Below are 21,261 nucleotides of genomic sequence, written 5' to 3'. Positions count from 1 at the left end.
TTCATACAGCATCACCACAACTAAATATTGTGTCACCACGCACACGCAAGTAACACACAGACCACCACCACACCCCCGAACAGCAGCAATGTGAAGGGTTGTGGCGGAGTGAAAGAGTTACGGCGGTCATAGCGTAGGGGAAACGCCCGGTCCCATCCCGAACCCGGAAGCTAAGCCCTACAGCGCCGATGGTACTGCAACCGGGAGGTTGTGGGAGAGTAGGACGCCGCCGGACACAACCACACAGGAAGGCCCCGCAGCCCCCAAATCCCTAACAGGGTTCGGAGAGGCGCGGGGCCTTTCTCATGCCCACGTCCGCTAGATCTCAGCATCCTTTCAGCGGCACACGCGCACCTGTGCATGGGCCGCGGCACCCCTGAAACGGTAGCCTCGTCGGAGATGTGAGTGCGCCGACGGACGGCGCCTCGGAAGGAGTCCCCCCATGAGCGAGGCAGTCAGCGCCGCCGCACGCCCGCAGGATGACCTGTACCGGTCCGTCAATCACGAGTGGTTGAGCACCGCGAGCATCCCGGGCGACCGAGGAAGTTACGGTGCATTCGAGATTCTGCGGGACCAGTCTGAGACGGACGTCCTTCAGCTCATCGAAGAGGCGGCCGCCCTCCCGGCGGACCAGGCAAACCCGCTCCAGGCGCGCATCGCCGCTCTCTGGTCCTCTTTCATGGACCAGGAGCGGATCGAGGCGGCCGGCGCCCAGCCGTTGCAGGAGGTCCTGGCCGGCCTGCGGAGCATCGCGTCCAAGGAAGAGCTGGTGCGCAGCAGCGGCGAGCTGTTCCGCGCAGGCGTGTCCTCCTTTGTTGATGCAGGGGCATCAAGTGACGCCGGTGACCCCAACGTCAATCTCTTCACCCTGCTCCAGGGCGGCATTGGGCTGCCGGATGAGTCCTACTACCGCGAGGAGTCCTTCGCCAAGACCCGCGAGGACTACCAGGCCCACCTGGTCCGCCTCTTGACCCTCATCGGTGAGGAGTCCCCCGAAACTGCGGCCAACGCCGTCGTGCAGGTGGAGACCGCCATTGCCTCCCATCATTGGGACGCCGTGAAGTGCCGCGACGCCGTGGCGCGCTACAACCGGATGAGCGCAGAGGAGCTGCTGGCTCTGATGCCGGCGCTGTCCACCTGGTTTGAGGGCGCCGGGATTGAGCGTCGCTATTGGGACACGGTGGATGTGTGGCAGCCGGACTTCCTGCAGGGCCTGCAGGCAGAACTGGACGCCCAGCCGCTGCAGGCGTGGGTGGCGTGGCTGAGCGTGCAGTACGTGCGCTCCCGCTCCCCGTTCCTCTCCAGTGACTTCGTGACGGAGAACTGGTCCTTCTATTCCAAGACGCTGGGCGGTGCCACGGAGCAGCGCCCGCGCTGGAAGCGCGGCGTGGCGTTTGTTGAGGGCGGGGTGGGAGAGGACGTGGGCCAGCTCTTTGTGGACCGCCACTTCCCGCCGCGCAGCAAGGAGCTCATGGATGAGTTGGTGGCGCAGCTCCTGGAGGCGTACCGCGTCTCCATCACCGAGCTGGGATGGATGAGCCCGGAGACCCGCGAGAAGGCTCTGGATAAGCTCGCCAAGTTCCGCCCCAAGATTGGCTACCCGGTGAAGTGGATTGATTACTCGCCGCTGGAGCTTTCCGCGCAGGACGTTCTTGCGAACGCGGCCGCGGTGGCTGAGTTTGAATTCAAGCGCGAGCTGAAGAAGATTGATGATGGCGTGGACAAGGATCTGTGGTTCATGTTCCCGCAGACCGTGAATGCCTACTACCACCCACTCCTGAACGAGATTGCGTTCCCCGCCGCGATCCTGCGCCCGCCGTTCTTTGATGCGGATCGCGATGCTGCCGCCAACTTTGGTGGCATCGGCGCAGTCATTGGTCACGAGATCGGCCACGGCTTTGACGATCAGGGCAGCCAGTTTGATGGGGACGGGGCACTGAATAACTGGTGGAGTGATGAGGACCGGGCGGCCTACGAGGAGCGCACTGTGGCACTCGTGGCCCAGTACGAGACCCTGGTTCCCCCGGAGGCGCCGGAGCATCACGTGAACGGCAAGCTCACGCTCGGTGAGAACATCGGCGACCTGGGCGGGCTTGGCATTGCCTACAAGGCGTACAGGGCGGCCGTCGCCGCGGGCGGAGGCGACCCCGAGGACATGGTGGACGGCGTCTCCGGAGACCAGCGTTTCTTCGAGGCCTGGGCCGGCGCGTGGGCCGTGCTCACCCGCCCAGAGACCATGATCACTCGCGTCACCACGGACCCGCACTCTCCGGGCGAGTTCCGCGCCAACCAGGTGCCCCGCAACCTGGACGCCTTCCACGCCGTCTACGGCACCAAGGAGGGCGACGGCATGTGGCTGGCTCCGGAGGCGCGCGTCAGCATTTGGTAAGGCCCGCGCAGGGCGCATGATGCCCACACGCGCGGCACCCCGCAGGCCCGGTATCCCGCTCACCGCGGGGTGCCGGGCCTGCGCCGTGATGTGCGGATTCAGTGGGCCACGGGCGGGCTGTACTAAGGTGACGCTGGGGCCCTCACGGCGGCGTGGCGTGGGGGGAGAAAGCGATCGGGGGGTCGTTGAAGTCATGAATCACGACCACAGCCCGCGGCTGGAGGCTCGCACCTTTGCCTCGCGCCGCGAGCGACGCGCAGCCGAGGGCTACCGTCGCATCGACGACGGCCACGCAGCGCGGAGCGCAGCCCAAGAACCGGAAACAGAGCGGTCGACGCCGCCCGGCGTGGCCCCGCCCCGGGGCTCGGCCTGGGTTTCGCCGGCGCCGCAAGGACAGCCGGGTCAGGTAGCGCCGGGGCAAGCGCCGCCGCCGCACGTGCCGGTGGTTCGGCATGCGACCGTGGTGCGGGGAGCCTCGAGCACCAAAACATCCCAGGTGGCCCGGCGTTCCGTCCGGGCTCCGGCGGCTGCCGCGCAGCTGCAGGATCAGGCCTACGGGCAACCACCCGCGGGGTGGGGGGAGTCCGCGGCGCCCGCGCCTCCGTTACCACCCGCGCCTCCGTTACCACCCGCGCCTCCGTCGCTGCCCGCGCCCCCGTCACTGCCCGCGCCGACGACTCTCCCGGCCGCCCCGGTCCAGAGCGCCCCCGCATCGCTTCTGCAGCAGCTGAGCCAACCGCAGCAGCTTCTGCAGGCACCGCAGCAGCTTCTGCAGGCACCGCAGGCCCGGGTGGCGGACCGCTTTGGCCTGGCGCAGAGCGCCTCACCGGCGCTGACTCCTCGGTGGCTGCGGGTCTACGCTCGCGTTCGCTTGGTGGCGTTGATCGTCAGCGCCGCTGTGGTCGGCGCCGCGGTGCTTGGCCTGCTGATCGCGCTCGCGGCCGGCGTGCGCCCCGTGCCCGTGACGAGTGGGGAGATGGCCCCCACCATCGGGAAGGGCGCCCTGGTCATGGCTCGGCCCCAATCGGCCTCGGAGCTGCGCACGGGAGACATCATCAGCGTTGCGCAGGTCAGGGAACCCGGTTGGTTCACCGCGCGAGTGCAGAGCATCCGCGATGCCGGGCAGGGCAGCTATGAGGTGCAGCTGCGGGCGGATTCAGGCGCCACGCCCACCAGGACACTCTTGATCCAGGACGGGGCAAAATACCAACTGGCGGTGCCGCTGCTCGGGGCTCCCGTCGCGTTCTTCTCCAGCCCGCTGGGTGGGGTGCTTGGCTGGATACTGCTGGGGCTGGTCCTGGCGCTGGCATGCTTGGCCCCGCAGACCCGGCCCCGCCACAACCCGGACGTCGCCTAGGACTCCACCCGGACGTCGTCGGGCGCTTCTTCCCCGGAGAACCACGCGGCCAGCCCGCTGACCACGTCGTGGCGCACGGCGGGAACGGAGCCGTGCATGCCCTTGGGCGCAATCTCCAGGGTGGAGCCGGGCACAGCCTTGGCCAGCCTGCGGGTGGTCGTCTGGAAGTAGGTGGAACTGTTCTCGCCGGTCATGAACAGCGTCTTGGTGGGCAGATCCGCAAAGTCCTTGGCCGCGGCCTCCTCGCCGAGCGCCGCCTTCAGCTCCGCCACCGCGGCGGGGAACACGCCCTTGCCCACCGCGCCAAGCCCGGTGCGCAGGCTCAGCGCCAGCACACCAGCGACCATGAAGTTGGGTGCCTTGGACAGGGTGGGGGTGTTGCCAAACTTGCTGTTGGCCAGGGCCAGCGCGCGCGCCAACTTGCCCTCGTTGACCAGGCGTTCAAACTCCGGCAGCCAGGTGGCGTCGTTGCTGCCCTCCACGTTGATGGCCGGGTCATACACGGCGGTGCGCTCCGGCACCAGCGCCGGGTCGTGGAAGTGGCGGTCGTTGATGTCCAGTCCCGCAAAGGCCTGCACGGCGTTCAGGGTCACTGAGCCGCCAAGGGAATGGCCAAGCAGGTGGCGGGCACCGGTGGCCTTGAGGACCGCGGCGACGTCCGCGATCTCCGTGTCCATGGAGTAGTTATCCGGGATGTCGCTGGACTTGCCCTTGCCGCGGCGGTCATACACATCCACCGCCCACTCATCCCCCAGGTCCTTCATGATGCCGTGCGCAAACGGTGCGTAGATCACGGCGGGCAAGAAAGCCCCGCACACAATCACGATGCGATTCTTTCCCGCGGCGTCGGCTGGCCCATGGGTCACCAGATGCAGCTGCCCACCCTCGGAGGTGGGAATGGTTCTCGTGGTGGAATCGCTCACTGCCCAAGGATATCGGGTGTCGGCACTGCCGGATGTTCAACGAGCCAGTGCGCCATGGTGCGGGCCAGGTGCGGCAGCGGCAGCATGGGCCCGTTGTGCATGAGCCACGGCGCGGTGCGTCGGTGCACGCCCGGTTGGGTGGAGGTGACAAAGCGCGTGGCGGCCTTGAAGTATGCGGGAGAGAATCCGCCGTTGAGCATGAGCCCCCTGGTGGGCAGCGGGAAGGGGCCGGGCTGCGCCAGGATGGACTCCATCTCCTTGAGCGACCCGGGCAGGGCCTGGTACATGCGCCGCCCAATCGGCAGCGTGTCAGAGAGCGCGCGGCCCGCCAACTGCAGCGCAGGCAACGGCAGCCGCGAGACCAGCCCTGCGGTGCCAAGGCCGTTGACCAGCAACGCCCACCCTGCATCCAGGTGCCCGGCGTCAATCTGCTCCCTAAACTCCGGCTTCCACATGCCAGCCAGCACGCCGTCAGGGTTCAGCGCGGCGTCGTAGGTGACCCAGCTCCAGGCACCGGGGCGGCGCCCTGCCGCGACGAGCGTCACGGTTCCACCGAAGGAATGCCCGACGACGCCGGCGGCCCCCGCGCGCAACGTCACCTCATCGAGGTCGTTAGCCTCCGTTGCCAGCGAGAACTCGGCCGGCTGGGGCAGGCGCTCATCGCGCCCGCGGCGGTCATACACGATGACCTCGCCGCCCCAGGCGGCGGCAAGAAAGGGCGCAAAACTGCGGTAATCGCGCCGCGAGACTAAGGTGCCATGCACCATCACCAGCGGCGCCCTCCCGGCCTGGCGGCGGGGGACGTAGACATCGGCAGGGAGGCGAACGCCGTCGGGCATCACGTAGCGGGACGCGAGGCGCCGCGCTCCCCAAAGCTGCTGGACCATGTCGGCACCCTACCCGGCCAACCGTGCCCCCGCCGACCCCGGTAGACTTGACTCTCGTGAGCGACGCGACGATTCCCGAGACCCAGGCAGTGGACAACAACGACCAGCGCGCGGTGCGCATGGCCAAGCGGGCCCAGATCATCGCGGACGGCCAGGAGGCCTACCCGGTGGGCGTGCCGCGCACGCATTCCCTCTTGCAGGTGCGCAATCTGTGGTCCCACCTGGCCCCTGGTGAGGAGTCCCAGGACGTGGTGGGCGTGGTGGGCCGCGTGGTCTTCCAGCGCAACACCGGCAAGCTGTGCTTCGCCACCCTTCAGGAGGGCGGCGTGGACGGAAAAGCCGTGCGCCTGCAGGTCATGCTCTCCCTCGCTGAGGTGGGAGCGGAGTCGCTTGAGGCGTTGAAGCACCTGGTGGACCTGGGCGATCACCTCTTCGTGACCGGTCGCGTCATCTCTTCCCGCCGCGGCGAGCTCTCCATCATGGCCACCTCCTGGTCCATGGCCTCCAAGGCGCTGCGCCCGTTGCCTGTGCTGCACGCAGAGCTCAACGAGGAGACTCGTGTGCGCCAGCGCTACGCGGACCTCATTGTGCGTGACGAGGCCCGGCAGATGATTTATCAGCGCGCGGCGATCATGCGCGCGGTGCGCACCACCCTGGAGAAGTACGACTATGTGGAGGTGGAAACCCCCGTGCTGCAGCTGGTGCACGGCGGCGCCTCCGCACGCCCCTTTGGCACGCACCTGAATGCCTTTGATCAGGACATGACGCTGCGCATCGCCACGGAGCTCTACCTGAAGCGCACGGTGGTGGGCGGCGTGGACCGCGTCTACGAGATGGGGCGCATTTTCCGCAACGAGGGCGTGGATTCCACGCATTCCCCGGAGTTCACCACGCTGGAGTGCTACGAGGCGTACGCGGATCAGTTCGTCATGGCCGCGCGCCTGAAGGAGATCATCCTTGCCGCGGCTGATGCGGTGGGTGCCGGTCGCCAGATCGAGACGGCCGCGGGGACCATTGACCTTTCCGGCGACTGGGCCTGGGTCTCCGTGTACCCCGGCCTGTCAGAGGCGGTGGGCCAGGAGCTCACCCCGCAGACCCCGGCGGAGACGCTGCGGGAGCTGGCCCAGAAGCATGAGGTGAAGCTGGATCCCAAGTGGGGTGCGGAGAAGATCGTCATGGAGCTCTTCGGCGAGATCGTGGAGCCCACGCTGCTGAACCCCACCTTCGTGTATGACTTCCCACCGGCCGCGCAGCCGCTGGCCCGCCCGCACCGCTCCAAGCCCGGCGTCATTGAGGCCTGGGACCTGATCATTGGCGGCATGGAGCGCGGCACGGCCTTCTCTGAGCTGATTGACCCGGTGGTGCAGCGCGAGCGGCTCACGGAACAATCCCTGCTGGCGGCGGATGGAGACCCGGAGGCCATGCAGTTGGACGAGGACTTCCTGCGCGCGCTGGAATACGGCGCACCACCCATGGGTGGCATTGGACTGGGCATTGACCGCCTGGTGATGCTGTTTACGGATGTGGGTATCCGCGAGACCATTCTGTTCCCGCTTTTGAAGCCTGAGGCCTGATCGCTATGGGTTTCTGGGATACGGTCATGCCTTATGTTCAGGTCCTGCTTCCCACCATTGTGGTGGCGCTGATCTTCTGGTTCGTCATGAGGGCCGTGCTTGGAGCGGATCGCAGCGAGCGCGAGGCGGAGGCCAAGGTGGCGCAGGAGTATGACGACCGAGTCGCGGCGCGGGCGCAAGAATTGCGTGGGACTTTGGGTTCAGGGGAGCCCACTAAGGCGGATGAGACCGCTCAGAAAAGCGCGCCGCAAAACTCACAGGAATCCTGAAGAAACGCTTATATTCACCTTGCGGAGAACATAAAACTAGGAAGTTCTGGCGGTTTCTGAGTTTTTTAGGGCCCCAGAATCGTGGCATTCCTCGATAAATACAGGGTTTTTGTCCGGTTGTCGGCTTCGATTCTTATGACACTGAGTTTGAAAGCGGATAGTGTTTGGAAACGACACATGTACGTTTCCGGCCGCCTCACCCCACTTTTCCTGTCCGCAGGCGGCCGCCCTGTGAAAGGAGAACGACATGGCACGCAAGGTTGAAGTTTCGCTCATCGATGACATGGATGGCTCCGTTGCCGCCGAGACTGTGAAGTTCGGAGTCGACGGGCTGCACTACGAGGTGGATCTGTCCTCGGAGCATGCGAAGGAGCTGCGCTCCTCGCTGACCGCCTACATCAAGGCCGGGCGTCGGGCCACGCCCTTCTCTGCTGAGGATGCGGCAGAAATCCGTTCTTGGGCGCAGAAGAAGGGTTTTGAGGTGTCCGATCGCGGCCGCCTGAATCAGGACATCATCTCTGCCTACCGCAAGGCGCACGGCAGCAAGTAATGCGCAGGTAGTTCTTGAGCTTGGCCCGCGTGGGGCCCTGTTCGCCCCGTGGCGAACAGGGCCCCACGTGTGTGTGGAACTGCGTAGCATCGAATCAATTCGTCATAAGGAGTGTGCGCATGTTCGAGAGATTCACCGACCGTGCCCGTCGCGTTGTCGTGCTCGCCCAGGAAGAGGCCCGCATGCTCAACCACAACTACATCGGGACCGAGCACATCTTGCTCGGCCTGATCCACGAGGGGGAGGGGGTTGCAGCCAAGGCGCTGGAGGCCCTGAACGTCTCCCTCGGTGCCGTCCGTGAGCAGGTGCAAGAGATCATCGGCCAGGGCCAGCAGGCCCCGACCGGTCACATCCCCTTCACCCCGCGCGCCAAGAAGGTACTGGAGCTCTCGCTGCGCGAGGCACTGCAGTTGGGGCATAACTACATTGGGACCGAGCACATCCTGCTCGGTCTGATCCGCGAGGGCGAGGGCGTGGCGGCACAGGTGCTGACCAAGCTCGGAGCAGACTCGCAGGCCGTGCGCCAGCAGGTCATCCAGCTCATCTCTGGTTACCAGGGTGGCAAGGAGACCGCAGGCGCAGGCGTCTCATCCGGCGGACAGGCAGAGGGCACGCCCGCTGGCTCTGTGGTGCTGGATCAGTTTGGCCGCAACCTCACCGCAGCCGCCCGCGAGGGCAAGCTTGACCCGGTAATCGGTCGCGAGCATGAGATGGAACGCGTCATGCAGGTCCTCTCCCGCCGCACCAAGAACAACCCGGTGCTCATCGGTGAGCCCGGCGTCGGTAAGACCGCCGTGGTGGAGGGCCTGGCCCAGTCCATCGTGCGCGGAGACGTTCCGGAGACGCTGAAGGACAAGCAGCTCTACACGCTTGACCTTGGTTCACTCGTGGCCGGCTCGCGCTACCGCGGTGACTTTGAGGAGCGCCTGAAGAAGGTCCTCAAGGAGATCCGCACGCGCGGTGACATCATCTTGTTCATCGACGAGATCCACACCCTGGTGGGTGCGGGTGCAGCCGAGGGCGCGATTGATGCCGCCAGCATTCTCAAGCCCATGCTGGCGCGCGGTGAGCTCCAGACCATTGGTGCCACGACGCTGGATGAGTACCGCAAGCACATCGAGAAGGACGCCGCGCTTGAGCGTCGCTTCCAGCCCATTCAGGTCCCGGAGCCCTCGGTGGAACTCACCGTGGAGATCCTGCGCGGCCTGCGTGATCGCTACGAGGCGCACCACCGCGTGTCCATCACGGATGATGCGCTGCAGTCCGCCGCCACGCTGGCGCACCGCTACATCTCGGATCGCTTCCTGCCTGACAAGGCCGTTGACCTCATTGACGAGGCCGGCGCGCGCCTGCGCATCCAGCGGATGACCGCCCCGCCTGCGCTGAAGGAGATGGACGAGCAGATCGCCACGGTACGCCGTGAGAAGGAAGCCGCCATTGACGCCCAGGACTTTGAGGGTGCAGCCGAACTTCGCGACAAGGAGCAGAAGCTCACCGCAGAGCGTGCCGACAAGGAGCGCGCCTGGAAGAACGGCGACCTTGACGACGTCGCAGAGGTGAACGCGGAGATGATCGCAGAGGTCCTCGCGTCCTCCACCGGCATCCCCGTGGTGCAGCTGACGGAGGAGGAATCCGCACGTCTGCTGAATATGGAGGACGAGCTGCACAAGCGAGTCATTGGACAGAACGACGCGATCAAGTCGATTGCCCGCTCCATCCGCCGCACCCGCGCTGGCCTCAAGGACCCCAACCGTCCGGGTGGCTCGTTCATCTTCGCCGGCCCCACCGGCGTTGGTAAGACCGAGCTGGCCAAGGCCCTCTCGGAGTTCCTCTTTGGTGACGAGGAAGCCCTCATCACCCTGGACATGTCCGAGTACTCGGAGAAGCACACGGTCTCGCGACTCTTCGGTGCCCCTCCCGGATACGTGGGTTATGAGGAGGGTGGCCAGCTGACGGAGAAGGTGCGTCGCCGCCCGTTCTCCGTGGTGCTCTTTGATGAGGTGGAGAAGGCTCACGCCGATCTCTTCAACTCGCTGCTGCAGATCCTTGAGGATGGTCGCCTGACCGATTCGCAGGGCCGCGTGGTGGACTTCAAGAACACCATCATCATCATGACCACCAACCTCGGTACCCGCGATATCTCCAAGGGTGTGATGACCGGCTTCCAGTCGGCCTCGGACACCCGCACGGGGTACGAGCGCATTCAGGCCAAGGTGCAAGAGGAACTGCGTCAGCACTTCCGCCCCGAGTTCCTGAACCGCGTTGACGACGTGGTGGTCTTCCCGCAGCTGACCCACGAGGAAATCGTGGAGATCGTGGACCTGTTCATTGGCCGCCTGGCCAAGCGACTGGTGGATCGTCAGATGACCATCAAGGTCACCGACGGTGCTCGCGATCTGCTCGCGGACAAGGGCTACGACCCGTCCATGGGTGCCCGGCCGCTGCGACGGACCATCCAGCGCGAGATCGAGGATCCACTCTCTGAGAAGATCCTCTTCGGCGAGATTCTGGCCGGTCAGGACGTGCTGGTGGGTGTTGAGGGTGAGGGCGATGATCGCAAGTTCACCTTCACCGCTACCGGCGGCAGCCCGGAGCTGGAGACCGACCCAAGCCAGGCCGCGATCCTTGCCGGTGCCCCGGTGGAGAAGCTGAATCTGGACAAGGATCAGGAAGCCACGAGCTAGCCTGTTCCACCCCGGCCGCTAGGCCGGAAGAGATGGCCGACGGTGGGTCGTCGCGTGAGAGCGCGGCGGCCCGCTTTCGTGTCCGCATGAGTCCCCTTCCGGCGTAGGCGGAAGGGGGTTGATCCGATATACTGTTCACTGATGGAAGTATTTTGCGCTTCCGCCGTAGTTGCTCCGCACCAGCCGGTCACTCGCGATGCCGGCTTCCTTCAGGCATGGGTCTCGCGATCCCGGAGGAACACCCATGGCGTCAGCGCCCCAGCAGAGTCCCGCCCCTGATCGGGCCTCGGCCAAGCCACTCATCGTGGCCCTCATTGCCGTGGTGATTGGCCTCCTGATCGCCCTGGCGGCCTCCACCGGCTCGGCCATGCTTGGCGGTGTCTCGCTGTTCCTGATCGGCGCCATTCTGGCCTTCGTGATCCAGTGGATCGCCTTTGTGCCGTCCTGGCTGGCGGGCACGGAGCGCTTCTACGACCTGACCGGCGGCCTCACCTATGTGGGGGTCACCGCCTTCCTCCTGATCGCCAGCGGCGCGCGCGGCGCCGCAGCCTGGGCCGCCGCGATCATGGTGGGTGTCTGGTCCATCCGACTGGCCGGATTCCTCTTTGCCCGGGTGCTCAGCACGGGCGGGGATGGGCGCTTTGACGAGATCAAGACGCAGCCCTTCCGCCTGCTGCAGACCTGGACGCTGCAGGGCCTGTGGGTGGTGGCCACCGCGGCCGCTGCCTGGGCCATCATCACGGATCCGAGCGGGCGCGGCGTGGACGTCTGGCTCATCATCGGCTCCCTGGTGTGGCTGGTGGGCATGAGCGTGGAGGCAGTGGCTGATCAGCAAAAGCGCGCCTTCCGCTCCGGAGCTGGCCGCAACGGCGGGTTCATCTCCACAGGCCTGTGGGCCATCTCCCGCCACCCCAACTACCTGGGCGAGATCATCCTGTGGCTTGGGCTGGCCATCGCCGCAGTGCCCAGCCTGCACGGCTGGCGCTGGGTGGTGCTGATTTCCCCGATTTTCGTTACGCTGCTGCTCACCAAGCTCAGCGGCGTGCCCCTGCTGGAGCGCCGCGCAGAAAAGCGCTGGGGCCAGGACCCGGAGTACCGCGCCTACGTTGACCGCACGCCCATCCTGCTTCCGTGGGTGGGGCGCCGCGGCCTGTGGGAAAAGAAGGAGAGCGCAGCATGAGCCAAGCAACACCGCTCCCGGAGGCCAGCAGCCCGCTGTTGGTCAACGACCCAGCGCTACTCACCACGGTGCACCTTCTAGAGGCCCGACGCCGTGTGTCACCTGAGAAGACCGCGTTCAGGGTATTGGTGGATCAGCCGGGTGCGGACGCGGCCGGTCTCGACGCGGACGGGCTGCGCCCGGTCACCACCGACGCGTTTGCCCGGGCGGCTGAACGCGCGGCGGCGTACCTGATCCGTGAGGGCATCAAGGTGGGGGACCGGGTGCTGCTGGCTGGACCCACCACCTACGAGTGGGCCCTGGCGGACTTTGCTTGTTGGTACGCCGGCGCCGTAGTGGTGCCTGTCTATCCCAGCTCCTCCCCGCAACAGGCCGCGGAGATGGCCGGCGCCGCCGGCGCCGAGCTGGCACTCGTGGACGGCCGCGGGGTGGACGCGCAGAAGCTCCTCTCCGCCACCCCGGGGGTGCGCGGTGTTGACCTGAGCGTGCTCACTGACGCACCAGAGGCCACCCGGGAGGAACTGGAACAGGTGAGTGCGCGCTGGAAGCAGCGCACGCCGCAGGACATCGCGTCCATCGCCTTCACCTCCGGCACCTCCGGCGAGCCCAAGCCGGTGCAGATCACCCACGCCAACTTTTCCGTGTTGGTGCAGAATATCCAGGCGTCCTACTCCGGCGTGCTCCATGAGAGCGCATCCACCCTCATCCTGCTGCCGCTCTCCCACGTGCTGGCGCGCGGCCTGCAGCTGGTCTGCCTGCATGCGGGCATGACGATCACGCACCTGGATGACCCGTCCAAGGTGATCGACGTGATGGGGCGCGTGCGGCCCACGTTCTTGGTGGTGGTCCCGCGCGTGCTGGACAAGGTCATGGAGCGCCTGCGCACCGTGGCGGACAAGGTCCACCTTGGCGGCGCCATCCAGCGAGCCGAGCGCGTGGCCATGGTGGCTGCGCGCAGGGACCAAGCCAACGCGCGTCGACCAGTGGATGCCCAGGATCGCGGCACCCGGGCGCAGCGAGCCGAGTTCGCGCTGTGGGACCGGCTGCTGTACTCCCGCGTGCGCAAAATCTTTGGCGGCCGCATCACCTACCTCCTCTCCGGCGCCGCCGGCCTGCGCTCCGAGGTGGGGCTGTTCTTCCAGGGTGCCGGACTTCCGGTGATCCAGGGGTACGGGCTCACGGAGACCACCGCCCCGGCCACAGGGCAGCGCCCCGGGGACCTGCGGGCAGGGACCGTGGGACCGCCGGAGCCGGGCACCACAGTGCGCATTGCGGAGGATGGTGAGGTGCTCATCTCCGGGCCCGGCGTGTGCGCCGGGTACGGGGCGGACGCGGAGCATCCCCTCCCAGCGGTGGACGCGGACGGGTTCCTGCACACCGGGGACCTGGGCAGGCTGGAGGATGGGCATCTGATCATCACCGGCCGCAAGAAGGACCTGATCATCACCGCCTACGGCAAGAACGTTTCTCCCACGCGCTGGGAGGAGGCCATGGAGGCTGACCCCGCCGTATCCCACGCGATCCTGGTGGGAGAGGACAAGCCGTTCCTGCTTGGTGTGGTCTTCAGCGAGCAGCTGGAGGAGGGCTTCAGTGGGGCCATCGACGCCGTCGGGGAACACGAGGGCGCGCTGCGCACCCGGATCTCCACGCTCATGGAGCGCGTCAACGAGGGCTTCTCCCGGCCCGAGCGCCCGCGAGCGCTGGTGCTGCTACGCGGGGGGATTGACGAGGATCCGCGCTTCGTCACACCCACGGGCAAGGTGCGCCGCGGTCCACTGTTGCAAGAAATCGGCGCGCTGATAGAGGCCGAGTACAACAAGCTGCGGCGCGGCTAAGGCCGCTGAGGCGGCTCACGCCGCCGGGATAACACTGGCGGCGCTACGCCGTCGCCGTGGTGGGCGCGCTGGCCAACAGCGCGTCCATCCCGTCCGCCAGGTCCGGGACCAGGTCCATCCGGTCCCGCTGCGCGCCCTCAAGCATCCAGGCCACGAGTCCGGGCGGCAGGGAAGCGAGCACGCGGGCACGCTGCGCCGCGGGTAGGCGCAACACCGCCTTGAGGAAGCGCGAATTGGGCGTGAAGCTACCCGAATGCGCTGCCGCGAGCAGAGCCGCCGGGTCGGTGCCGGCTGGGCCGTTGAGCCAGGACTCCACCTGCGGGGAGCAGGCGGCCTCTGAGGCGTCCACGAGGTAGGCGTGCAGCACGCGGGCCGCGCCGTCGCGACGCAAGGCCAACTCCAGGGCGCGCTCGTGCACGCCCGTGACCACCACGTCGTCGAGTCCAAGCACTGTGGCGCCGCGAAGCGCGTCGGGGGGGAGGGCGGGGTGGAGCTGATCGGCGCAGAGCGCCAGGCTGCGCTCATCCGGCCCAAGCGTCGCGTAGTCCGCCGGGGTGACCGAGTCGCGGTGAGTGTGGAAGGGGCGTGCGTCCAGTCCGGCTCGTCGCAGCGCGGCAACGGCCGGTTCAAGCAACGCCGCGGCAGCCGGCGGTGTGAAGCCATAGCCGGAGGAGGTCACGTACAGCGGGCCCTGCGTTCCCTGCAGCGCGGGAAGGCTGATGCCGACCAGCGCCTGGGCAAAGCGGTCCACATGCGTGGAGTCGCCGTACTTAAAACGGGCATACCGCGGCAGCGTCACCGGGTGGGCGCGGGAGGGGCCCTGGAGCTTCCAGCCCCTGCCATGGGAGGCCAGCTGGGCCACGGCGTGGCGTTCGGTACTCACGCGCTGGCCCCCAAGGAGGTGGCGGCCGGGACGGTGGAGGCCTGGTATGCCGAGGCCTCGAACCAGGCGTGGGCCTCGGCGTACTCGGGGCGGCCCCAGAGGCCGGAGTCTGCGGCGCCGCGGGCCATCTGAGCGGCCAGTTCTGGCGGGAGCGCCTCCAGCAGCGGCGCAACCGGCTGGGTGCTGAGCGCCCACTTGAGGTAGCGGATGGTGAGGGCAAATTCCCCGGCATGCATGGCGGGCAGCAGCTGGGAGGGTTCCGTCACGACCGCGTGGTTCAGGGCGCGTTCCACGGACGGGTCCGTGGCCAGTGCTGGGGTGGCAGCGGCGACGTAGGCGGTGATGATCTCCGCCGGGTGCGAGGCCTGTGCCAAGGCACGCACCGCCGCCTGCTCGGCGAGCCCGGTGATCCGGACGTCGTCTACCAACACCACCACATCACCGTCCAGGTCCAGTCCTGGGTCCAGGGTGAAGGAGAGCGCGCTCATCTGGTCGCGGCGCTCCTGGGCCGTGGCGGAGGCGTAGTCGATGCTCGCGACCGCGCTCTTGGCGATGCGCACCACGCGCACCTGGGCGGCGGCATCTGTGCGGGTCACGGAGTTCTTGGCCGCAGAGGTCCGTGCCTCGGTGAGGCGCTGCGCCATCCTGTGCGCCAGGTGGCCACACGCCGGAAGCACGGCCAGATACGCCACGGGCAGGGTGATGCGCAGTTGAGGGTCAAGCAGGCGTGGCTCGGCGTCCAGGAGGTCCTGGGCCAGGTGATCGGCCAGCAGATTGATGCTGGGAACGTGACCGTGCTTCATGAGGGAGTAGGCGCTCAGGTCCAGCCCATCGAGCCCCTCCTGGGCGGTCGATACCGGCTGCCCCTCCGGGACTGTCAGCCCACCGGTGCCCAGGCTGGAGAGGGTGTGGCTGACGATGCGCCGGCTCATGCGCGTGCCCCGAGCCGGGCGCGTGCCTGGGTCAGGACTGCGCTGAGGAGCTGGTCTATGTGCGTGGCACCCTCCACGTTGACGTGCGCCGCGGCCAGGCCGGAGGTCTTGGCACCGGCGATGTCCGCCAGCGGGTTATCCCCCACGTGCAGAATCTGGGCGGGCGTCAGGGGGTGATCAGCCGCGGGGTTGCCCAGCTGCTGCGGGGCAACGGCGGCGAGGGCGCCAACCGTCGCGGAGAAGATAGCGGGGGAGGGCTTGGCCGCCCCACACTCGTTGGAGAACACCAGCACGCGGAAAGCTGGCAGGAGCCCATTGGCCGCGAGGGCGCGGCGCATGGTTGCGCCACCGAGCATGCCGGTGTTGCTGGTGACGGCCAACGGGAGCAGGTCACCGAGGGCAAGCAAAAGACCGGGGACGGCGTCGCTGAAGGGCTGCGGCGGGAAACGGGTCACGTGCTCAGACTGCACGGCCTCGAGTGCGGCTAAGGACGCTGCGTCCGGCGCGGGGGCAGAACTGAGCCCGGCCGCCACGGCGGAGGCGTGCATGGCGAGGACGCGCGGCACAAAGCCGACGTCGGCACCCAGCCGCTCCGCGTCGTCGTCCGCTTGACGATCAGCGCTACGGAAGGCGGCATCTGCCTGCGCGTCGCGCGCAGAGTCGATGCCAAAGGCCTGGCCAAGCATGCGAGTGCGGGCCGGCTTGAAGTCCGGATGGCTCCGGATGAGGGTACCCCAGAGGTCAAGGCTGAGCGCCTTGACCTCTGGGAGCAGATCCTGGGACTGCATGGTGGTGAACCGTCCCCCTAGGTTCGCCCGCGGATCAGCGGTGATTTGCGACGGACTGCGCAACCATGGCAGCCAGCTCGTTGGCCACGCGGCCCTGGCCCGGCTCGCCGAGTGCGGTGAAGACCCAGCCCTGCGGTCCGCGGGACACGCGGGCCATCAGCATGGCCGTGAACGGGCCGTTCGCGGAGAGGGCGTAACGGGCCAGCTCCTGGTCCCCGGAGAGGGAATCCACCACGCGCACAAACGCGTTGTCGATTTCCGAGAAGGTCTCACCGGTGTAGGAGTTGACCACGAAGTACACGTGCTGAACCCACGCCGGCAGGGCCGGAAGGTCCACCATGATGGACTCGTCGTCGCCATCGCCTGCACCCGAGCGGTTATCTCCCGTGTGAACCACGGAACCGTCGCGGGAGCGCAGCTGGCCAAAGAACACGATCTCCTGCGGGCCATTGGCGTCGCAGAGCAACGCCGAGGCGTCCAGGTCAATGTCCTTCTGGATCTGCTTCACGCCGCCAAACATGCCGCGCTTCTCAACGATCTTTGCGTCCCAGCCCAAGCCCATGCGCACACGCTGCAGCGCTGCACCATCGGCCTTTGTCAGGTTAATCGACTGGCCCTTACCAAGATTGATAGCCATGCGGTGTTCCTTTCGCAGTACTGGGTCAGGCGATGGCCGCGTGAGCGGCCTCGCGCTTGTTGGCCCGGATGGACCACATAATGGAAGCCGTAATCAGCACGATGCCTGCCATGCCGATGACGATCTCTGGGATCTCGAACTTGACGGTCACCAGGAGCATGACGGCCAGGACGCCGATGGCCCAGTGCGCGCCGTGCTCCATGTAGCGGAAGTTGCTCAAGGCGTTGTGATCCACCAGGTACACGGTCATGGAACGCACGAACAGGGCGCCGACGCCCAAGCCCATGGCGATGATGATGGGGTCCGTGGTGACAGCGAAGGCACCCAGAACACCGTCGAAGGAGAAGCTGGCATCCAGCACCTCAAGGAACATGAACATGGAGAACGCGGCCTGGCCGGTCAGCAGCATGGTGCGGCCGGTGGCCAGTGCCTCCGCGGACTTGGCCTCCATCTCTTCCTCGCGGCGCTCCTGGGCCTCTTCCATGAAGGTGGCCAGGCCGTTGACGGCAAGGAAGACCACGATGCCGAAGATGCCGGCAAGGTAGACGTCGTGACGGTGGGCGTCATCTGCGAAGAGTTCGCCGACGGCGATCAGAGCAAGCAGGGCAAACGCCACGGCGATCGCGGAGATGCGACCGATCTTCTGCAGCGGACGCTCAATCCAGGTCAGCCAGGCAACCTCGCGCTTGGTATCAAAGACGAAGTCAAGGAAGAGCATGAGCAGGAACATGCCGCCAAAGGCGGCGATGGTGGAGTGCGCGCTATTGAGGATGTACCCGTAGGTGCCGGGGGTGTTGACGTCGCCCCTGGCCATGGCCAGGTTCCACGCCTCGACGGGGTTGATGGACCCCGCCACGCTCACAATCACGAACGGGAACACCAGGCGCATGCCGAACACGGCGATCAGGATGCCGACGGTCAGGAACATCTTGCGCCAGAAGGGGCTCATCTTCATCAGATACTTGGCGTTGACCGCCGCGTTATCGAAGGAGAAGACGATCTCCAACAGGATCAGCATCAAGGTGATGATGACGACTTCCCAGGAGCCGTAGAAGTACGCCACGACCAAACACGCGAACGTGATGGCTAGGTCGACGCGGAAGAACTTAAGGAGTTGCACGGGGGCCTTTCGTCGACCGCTGGGGTGGCGGGCGGCAGGATGGAATTAAAGGGAAGGCGGGGTGTTAGCCGGCCTGAAGACCAAACTTGGCCACAACGCTCGCCAGATCGGTGGCGTCGGCCCAGCCCTGACCCACTGCGCGGAACTTCCACTCGCCTCCGCGGCGGTAGAGGTCGGCGAAGTGGACGGCCGCCTCGGTGGAGGCGTCCTCGTTGAGCTCGAACATGATGGTGGTGTCATCAGCCTGGTTGTCCGCATCAAAGAGGCGGACGTAGGCGTTGGAGACCATGCCGAAGTTTTGGCGGCGCTGAACTGCTTGATCAATGGAAACCACGATGGAAACGGTCTCTACCTCTGCGGGCACCTTGTCTAGGAACACGTCGATGGCCTCGTCATCGCCATCTCCCTCACCGGTGCGGTTGTCTCCCACGTGAGCCACGGAGCCGCTGGGGTCCGAGAGCTGGTTGTAGAAGACAAAGTGCTGATCGGAGATGGCCCGGCCGTCGGCGCCGCACAAGAAGGCGGAGGCGTCCAGGTCAAAGGGCTGCCCGTCGGTGGAGCGGGCGTCCCAGCCCAGGCCGATGCGCGCGTGCGTGAGCGCGGGCGCGGCCTTGGCCAAAGAAATGTTTCCGCCCTTGCTGAGGTTGACAACCATGCGAATCCTCCCGGATTTCATTGACCAACGTTTCCTGCCCACTATAGTCGGCCAAAATAGGCCGTCACAGTGTCAGGGGTGCTCCATAAGTCCCAATGCTTGCGGTGCGCCAAGGGCGTAGCCGAAGGCGGCAAAGGGCTCCATAATCCCGCCAGTAAATGGCCGGTTTTCCGCGCGAACCACCAAATGTCCGTCCACAACAAAGCCTGAGAAGGCCGCAACGTGCCGGACACTTCCCAGTTTCTTCACATGGGCCTCATAGCTACCTTGTGAGTAATCATCCTCCATGCGCACCACAGCAGCGGCGTCGGCCGTGAGGCCCTGCGGGGGCGTGAACACCACTAAGAAGCGCTGCAGCTGAGAGAGCAGGCGCAGGTGGATCTTGAGCGAGCGTGCCGAATAATCCACCAAGGGGTCCCGGTTGCGCACGCCCTGGGGGGCACCGATGATCCGCCCATCGGCCAGTTGCGCCACCGCTTGAACCAGGCCGGGCGTGCCAAGGCCCTCCGGCTGGCTGAAGGTCAGGTGGCCGGTGCCAGACTGCACGCGGTCAAACTGCACCACGCGCGGCCCCTGGCGCAGGTCGTCCTGCTTCCAGGTGTCGCGCACGTGCGGGAAGTGATCGGTCCAGCGCCTTGGAGCGTCCTGATCTGTTGCGCCGGCGTCCCCGGCCGGTGCCGCGTGCGCGGCCGGCTGGGACTGGGTCTGCTGGGTTTGCGTGTGCTGGGGTGCCGGCGCGGCGGCCGGCGGCTCCGGGCTGAGGTCAAGGAGGTTTCCCGGCGCCCCGGCGGGCGGGGCGGAAGGGGCCGACGGCGTGGGGCTGGCTGGCGCTGCCCCGGCGGTGGCCGGCTCTTCATCGCCGAACAGGTCCAGCAGTCCGCCGCTGGATGCGCCCCCACCGGGATTGCTCGTGCCGGAATTGCCCGCGGAGGTCGCAGCTGGGGGTGTGCCGGGACCGGCCGAAGGCGAGGGGGTGGACGGGGCCGCGGGCCCGGAGCGGGTGGCCGGCTGATCCGAGGAGAGGTCCAGGAGTCCGCCGCCGCTGGGGGGCGCAGGTGTAGATGCCGCTGCGGGCATGGACGGCGTGGCGGGCGCCGAGGGCGTGGACGACTCTGTGCGGTCGCGCGCGCGGTCACTGCGCCCAAAATCGGGGCTGGTACCCCGCTGCTGGGCGGGGGCATGGCCGCCGGGACGCACCGATCCCGCGGACGGCGCTGCGCCGTGTCCGCCGGGGCGCACGGGTTCCGCGGAGGTGGCCGCACCATGCCCGCCGGGACGCACCGGTTCCGCCGAGGATGGCGCGCTGCGCCCGGCCCGTGGCTTTCCCAGGAGGTCTGACAGGCCGCCACCAGTACCACCGCTGGTGCGGGCCGCCGAGCCGGACGCAGCGCCCGTCGCGGAAGTCGCGCCACGCGCGGGGGTGCCGCTGGCGCTGGAAGCCGGCCCTGCGGCGTCGGGCAGGGAGGGCATGGCCCGCGGGAAGCGCTGCAGGAACGCGTCCGCGCCGCTCAACGCGGCACCCCGTATTCCTCTAGGACGCCGCGCAGGCCGGCGGCGTAGCCCTGGCCCACCAGGCGGAACTTCCACTCGCCCTTGCGCTTATATAGCTCTGCGACGATGGACGCGGTTTCGCTGTGGAAGCCGAGCGCCATATTTTCCGAGGTGACCATAGTGGAGCCGGTGGAGGCGTCCGAGACCTTCACGACGCACGTCTGCAGGTTCTGGAGGGTGCGCGGCACCGAGGCGGGCAGCGCGTCGATGTAGAGCACCATCGCCAGTCGCTCCACCGAGTCCGGGACGCGGCTGAGCTGCACCCGCACCTTCTCGCCGCCCTGCATTTCAGCCCACTGCGCGGCGTCGTCCGGGGCCTGGAGCTGGTTGAAGAAGACCAGGTCCTCCTGGGAGGCGGCCTTGCCATTCGCGCCGACCAGGATCGCGGCCATGGCCAGGACGGAGTCAAAGGCCGGGTCCACCTGGCCCCATTCGATCGTCACATCCGCCGTCTGCAACTGCGGATTCTCGCGGGAGAGCGACACGTTGGCGCCGCGGGGCAGGGGGCTCATAGCCTCAGGTCACTTCCGTTGTACTTGGTATCCAGGAAATCGCCCTGCACCTGCAGGTCCTGGACGTTGTTATCCCGCACGGCCACGAGGGTCTCCTCGACCGCACTGGCGAGGTGCACCAGCTGGCGCTCCACCTGCGGCATGGACGCCGGGTCGTGGCGCGCCCGAGCGTAGGTGCGCAGCGTGGTGGGCAGGTAGTCATCCAGGATTCGCTCCAGGGTGACCGTGGCGCGGATGTCCAGCCGTTCCTCGGAGCCGGCCTGCTTCAGCACCGCTGCAACCCCGTCCAGGATGCGCCTGGCCATCACCGTGGCGAAGGGCCCCAGCTCCTCGTAGGCCTCATCCACCCGCCGGTGCACCGTCCAGGCGCGATCCGCCAGGGAATCCGAGCGCGCCTGCGGCGAACTGGACGCTCCGGCCGCTGGCCTGCTGGAGCGGAAGAAGGAGAAAACCACTGATCCCTACTCACTCTGCGCGGATGGAAGACGGATGAAAGGTGGGCGGACGGCGCAAAACGGGTGAAGGCGGCGGCAGG

Annotated in this window: 19 protein-coding genes and 1 rRNA gene; 9 read left to right on the top strand and 11 right to left on the bottom strand. The window is 67.1% G+C overall.

Going from position 1 to position 21,261, the window contains the following annotated elements; translation table 11 throughout:
- The first annotated feature begins 118 nt into the window (after nucleotides 1-118).
- From rrf to DWQ67_RS12705, 3 genes are all read left to right on the top strand, one after another.
- Nucleotides 119-235, top strand: a 5S ribosomal RNA gene (rrf, locus tag DWQ67_RS12715).
- 207 nt (nucleotides 236-442) lie between these two features.
- Nucleotides 443-2,389 (top strand): M13 family metallopeptidase, encoded by a 1,947-nt coding sequence (locus tag DWQ67_RS12710; RefSeq protein WP_121485970.1) that lies wholly within the window; start codon nucleotides 443-445, stop codon nucleotides 2,387-2,389.
- A gap of 790 nt (nucleotides 2,390-3,179) precedes the next feature.
- Entirely contained in the window at nucleotides 3,180-3,746 is a 567-nt protein-coding gene (locus DWQ67_RS12705; protein ID WP_121485969.1) for a S24/S26 family peptidase, read from the top strand.
- Here DWQ67_RS12705 and DWQ67_RS12700 read toward each other — a convergent pair.
- Both DWQ67_RS12700 and DWQ67_RS12695 read right to left on the bottom strand, forming a co-directional pair.
- Entirely contained in the window at nucleotides 3,743-4,669 is a 927-nt protein-coding gene (locus tag DWQ67_RS12700) for an alpha/beta fold hydrolase (RefSeq protein WP_121485968.1), read from the bottom strand. The genes DWQ67_RS12705 and DWQ67_RS12700 overlap by 4 nt on opposite strands.
- Nucleotides 4,666-5,556, bottom strand: a complete 891-nt coding sequence (locus DWQ67_RS12695) for an alpha/beta fold hydrolase (protein ID WP_121485967.1) — start codon at nucleotides 5,554-5,556, stop codon at nucleotides 4,666-4,668. The genes DWQ67_RS12700 and DWQ67_RS12695 overlap by 4 nt, the downstream gene beginning before the upstream one ends.
- Before the next feature lie 56 nt (nucleotides 5,557-5,612).
- On the opposite strand from DWQ67_RS12695, the gene lysS reads away from it, so the two are divergent.
- The 6 genes from lysS (at nucleotide 5,613) to DWQ67_RS12665 (ending at nucleotide 13,648) form a co-directional block, all read left to right on the top strand.
- Nucleotides 5,613-7,130: a lysine--tRNA ligase gene (lysS, locus tag DWQ67_RS12690; RefSeq protein WP_407645822.1), complete on the top strand. Its 1,518-nt coding sequence runs from the start codon at nucleotides 5,613-5,615 to the stop codon at nucleotides 7,128-7,130.
- A gap of 26 nt (nucleotides 7,131-7,156) precedes the next feature.
- Complete coding sequence (locus DWQ67_RS12685; RefSeq protein ID WP_147433699.1) at nucleotides 7,157-7,399, top strand: hypothetical protein; 243 nt, start codon at nucleotides 7,157-7,159, stop codon at nucleotides 7,397-7,399.
- A gap of 247 nt (nucleotides 7,400-7,646) precedes the next feature.
- Complete coding sequence (locus DWQ67_RS12680) at nucleotides 7,647-7,949, top strand: histone-like nucleoid-structuring protein Lsr2 (protein WP_121485965.1); 303 nt, start codon at nucleotides 7,647-7,649, stop codon at nucleotides 7,947-7,949.
- Between the two features lie 119 nt (nucleotides 7,950-8,068).
- Nucleotides 8,069-10,633, top strand: a complete 2,565-nt coding sequence (locus DWQ67_RS12675; protein ID WP_121485964.1) for an ATP-dependent Clp protease ATP-binding subunit — start codon at nucleotides 8,069-8,071, stop codon at nucleotides 10,631-10,633.
- Between the two features lie 244 nt (nucleotides 10,634-10,877).
- Nucleotides 10,878-11,813 carry a DUF1295 domain-containing protein gene (locus DWQ67_RS12670; protein ID WP_121485963.1) on the top strand — a complete coding sequence of 312 codons (936 nt, stop codon included), beginning with the start codon at nucleotides 10,878-10,880 and terminating at the stop codon, nucleotides 11,811-11,813.
- Nucleotides 11,810-13,648 carry an AMP-dependent synthetase/ligase gene (locus DWQ67_RS12665; RefSeq protein WP_121485962.1) on the top strand — a complete coding sequence of 613 codons (1,839 nt, stop codon included), beginning with the start codon at nucleotides 11,810-11,812 and terminating at the stop codon, nucleotides 13,646-13,648. Before DWQ67_RS12670 ends, DWQ67_RS12665 begins: the two co-directional genes overlap by 4 nt.
- Before the next feature lie 43 nt (nucleotides 13,649-13,691).
- On the opposite strand, the gene DWQ67_RS12660 is transcribed toward DWQ67_RS12665, so the two are convergent.
- The 9 genes from DWQ67_RS12660 to DWQ67_RS12620 form a co-directional block, all read right to left on the bottom strand.
- A complete protein-coding gene (locus tag DWQ67_RS12660) occupies nucleotides 13,692-14,531 on the bottom strand; it encodes a phosphoribosyltransferase family protein (RefSeq protein ID WP_158595452.1) in 840 nt (279 codons plus the stop codon).
- On the bottom strand, nucleotides 14,528-15,463 hold the full coding sequence (locus tag DWQ67_RS12655) for a phosphoribosyltransferase family protein (protein ID WP_121485960.1): 936 nt from the start codon (nucleotides 15,461-15,463) through the stop codon (nucleotides 14,528-14,530). Before DWQ67_RS12655 ends, DWQ67_RS12660 begins: the two co-directional genes overlap by 4 nt.
- A complete protein-coding gene (locus DWQ67_RS12650) occupies nucleotides 15,460-16,251 on the bottom strand; it encodes an HAD family hydrolase (RefSeq protein ID WP_121485959.1) in 792 nt (263 codons plus the stop codon). The genes DWQ67_RS12655 and DWQ67_RS12650 overlap by 4 nt, the downstream gene beginning before the upstream one ends.
- A 34-nt stretch (nucleotides 16,252-16,285) precedes the next feature.
- The gene (locus DWQ67_RS12645) at nucleotides 16,286-16,888 is read right to left on the bottom strand and encodes a TerD family protein (RefSeq protein WP_121485958.1); all 603 of its coding nucleotides are present in this window, start codon (nucleotides 16,886-16,888) and stop codon (nucleotides 16,286-16,288) included.
- A 25-nt stretch (nucleotides 16,889-16,913) separates the two neighbouring features.
- Nucleotides 16,914-18,008 carry a DUF475 domain-containing protein gene (locus DWQ67_RS12640; protein ID WP_121485957.1) on the bottom strand — a complete coding sequence of 365 codons (1,095 nt, stop codon included), beginning with the start codon at nucleotides 18,006-18,008 and terminating at the stop codon, nucleotides 16,914-16,916.
- Nucleotides 18,009-18,072: 64 nt separating this feature from the next.
- Nucleotides 18,073-18,663: a TerD family protein gene (locus DWQ67_RS12635; RefSeq protein WP_121485956.1), complete on the bottom strand. Its 591-nt coding sequence runs from the start codon at nucleotides 18,661-18,663 to the stop codon at nucleotides 18,073-18,075.
- Nucleotides 18,664-18,735: 72 nt separating this feature from the next.
- Nucleotides 18,736-20,175 carry a hypothetical protein gene (locus DWQ67_RS12630; protein WP_121485955.1) on the bottom strand — a complete coding sequence of 480 codons (1,440 nt, stop codon included), beginning with the start codon at nucleotides 20,173-20,175 and terminating at the stop codon, nucleotides 18,736-18,738.
- On the bottom strand, nucleotides 20,172-20,726 hold the full coding sequence (locus tag DWQ67_RS12625) for a TerD family protein (RefSeq protein WP_121485954.1): 555 nt from the start codon (nucleotides 20,724-20,726) through the stop codon (nucleotides 20,172-20,174). Before DWQ67_RS12625 ends, DWQ67_RS12630 begins: the two co-directional genes overlap by 4 nt.
- Entirely contained in the window at nucleotides 20,723-21,181 is a 459-nt protein-coding gene (locus tag DWQ67_RS12620; RefSeq protein ID WP_121485953.1) for a hypothetical protein, read from the bottom strand. The genes DWQ67_RS12625 and DWQ67_RS12620 overlap by 4 nt, the downstream gene beginning before the upstream one ends.
- Nucleotides 21,182-21,261 lie beyond the last annotated feature (80 nt).

The sequence above is a fragment of the Galactobacter caseinivorans genome, from assembly GCF_003640665.1.
Lineage (GTDB): Bacteria > Actinomycetota > Actinomycetes > Actinomycetales > Micrococcaceae > Galactobacter > Galactobacter caseinivorans.
This window is presented reverse-complemented; position numbering and strand designations above follow the sequence as displayed.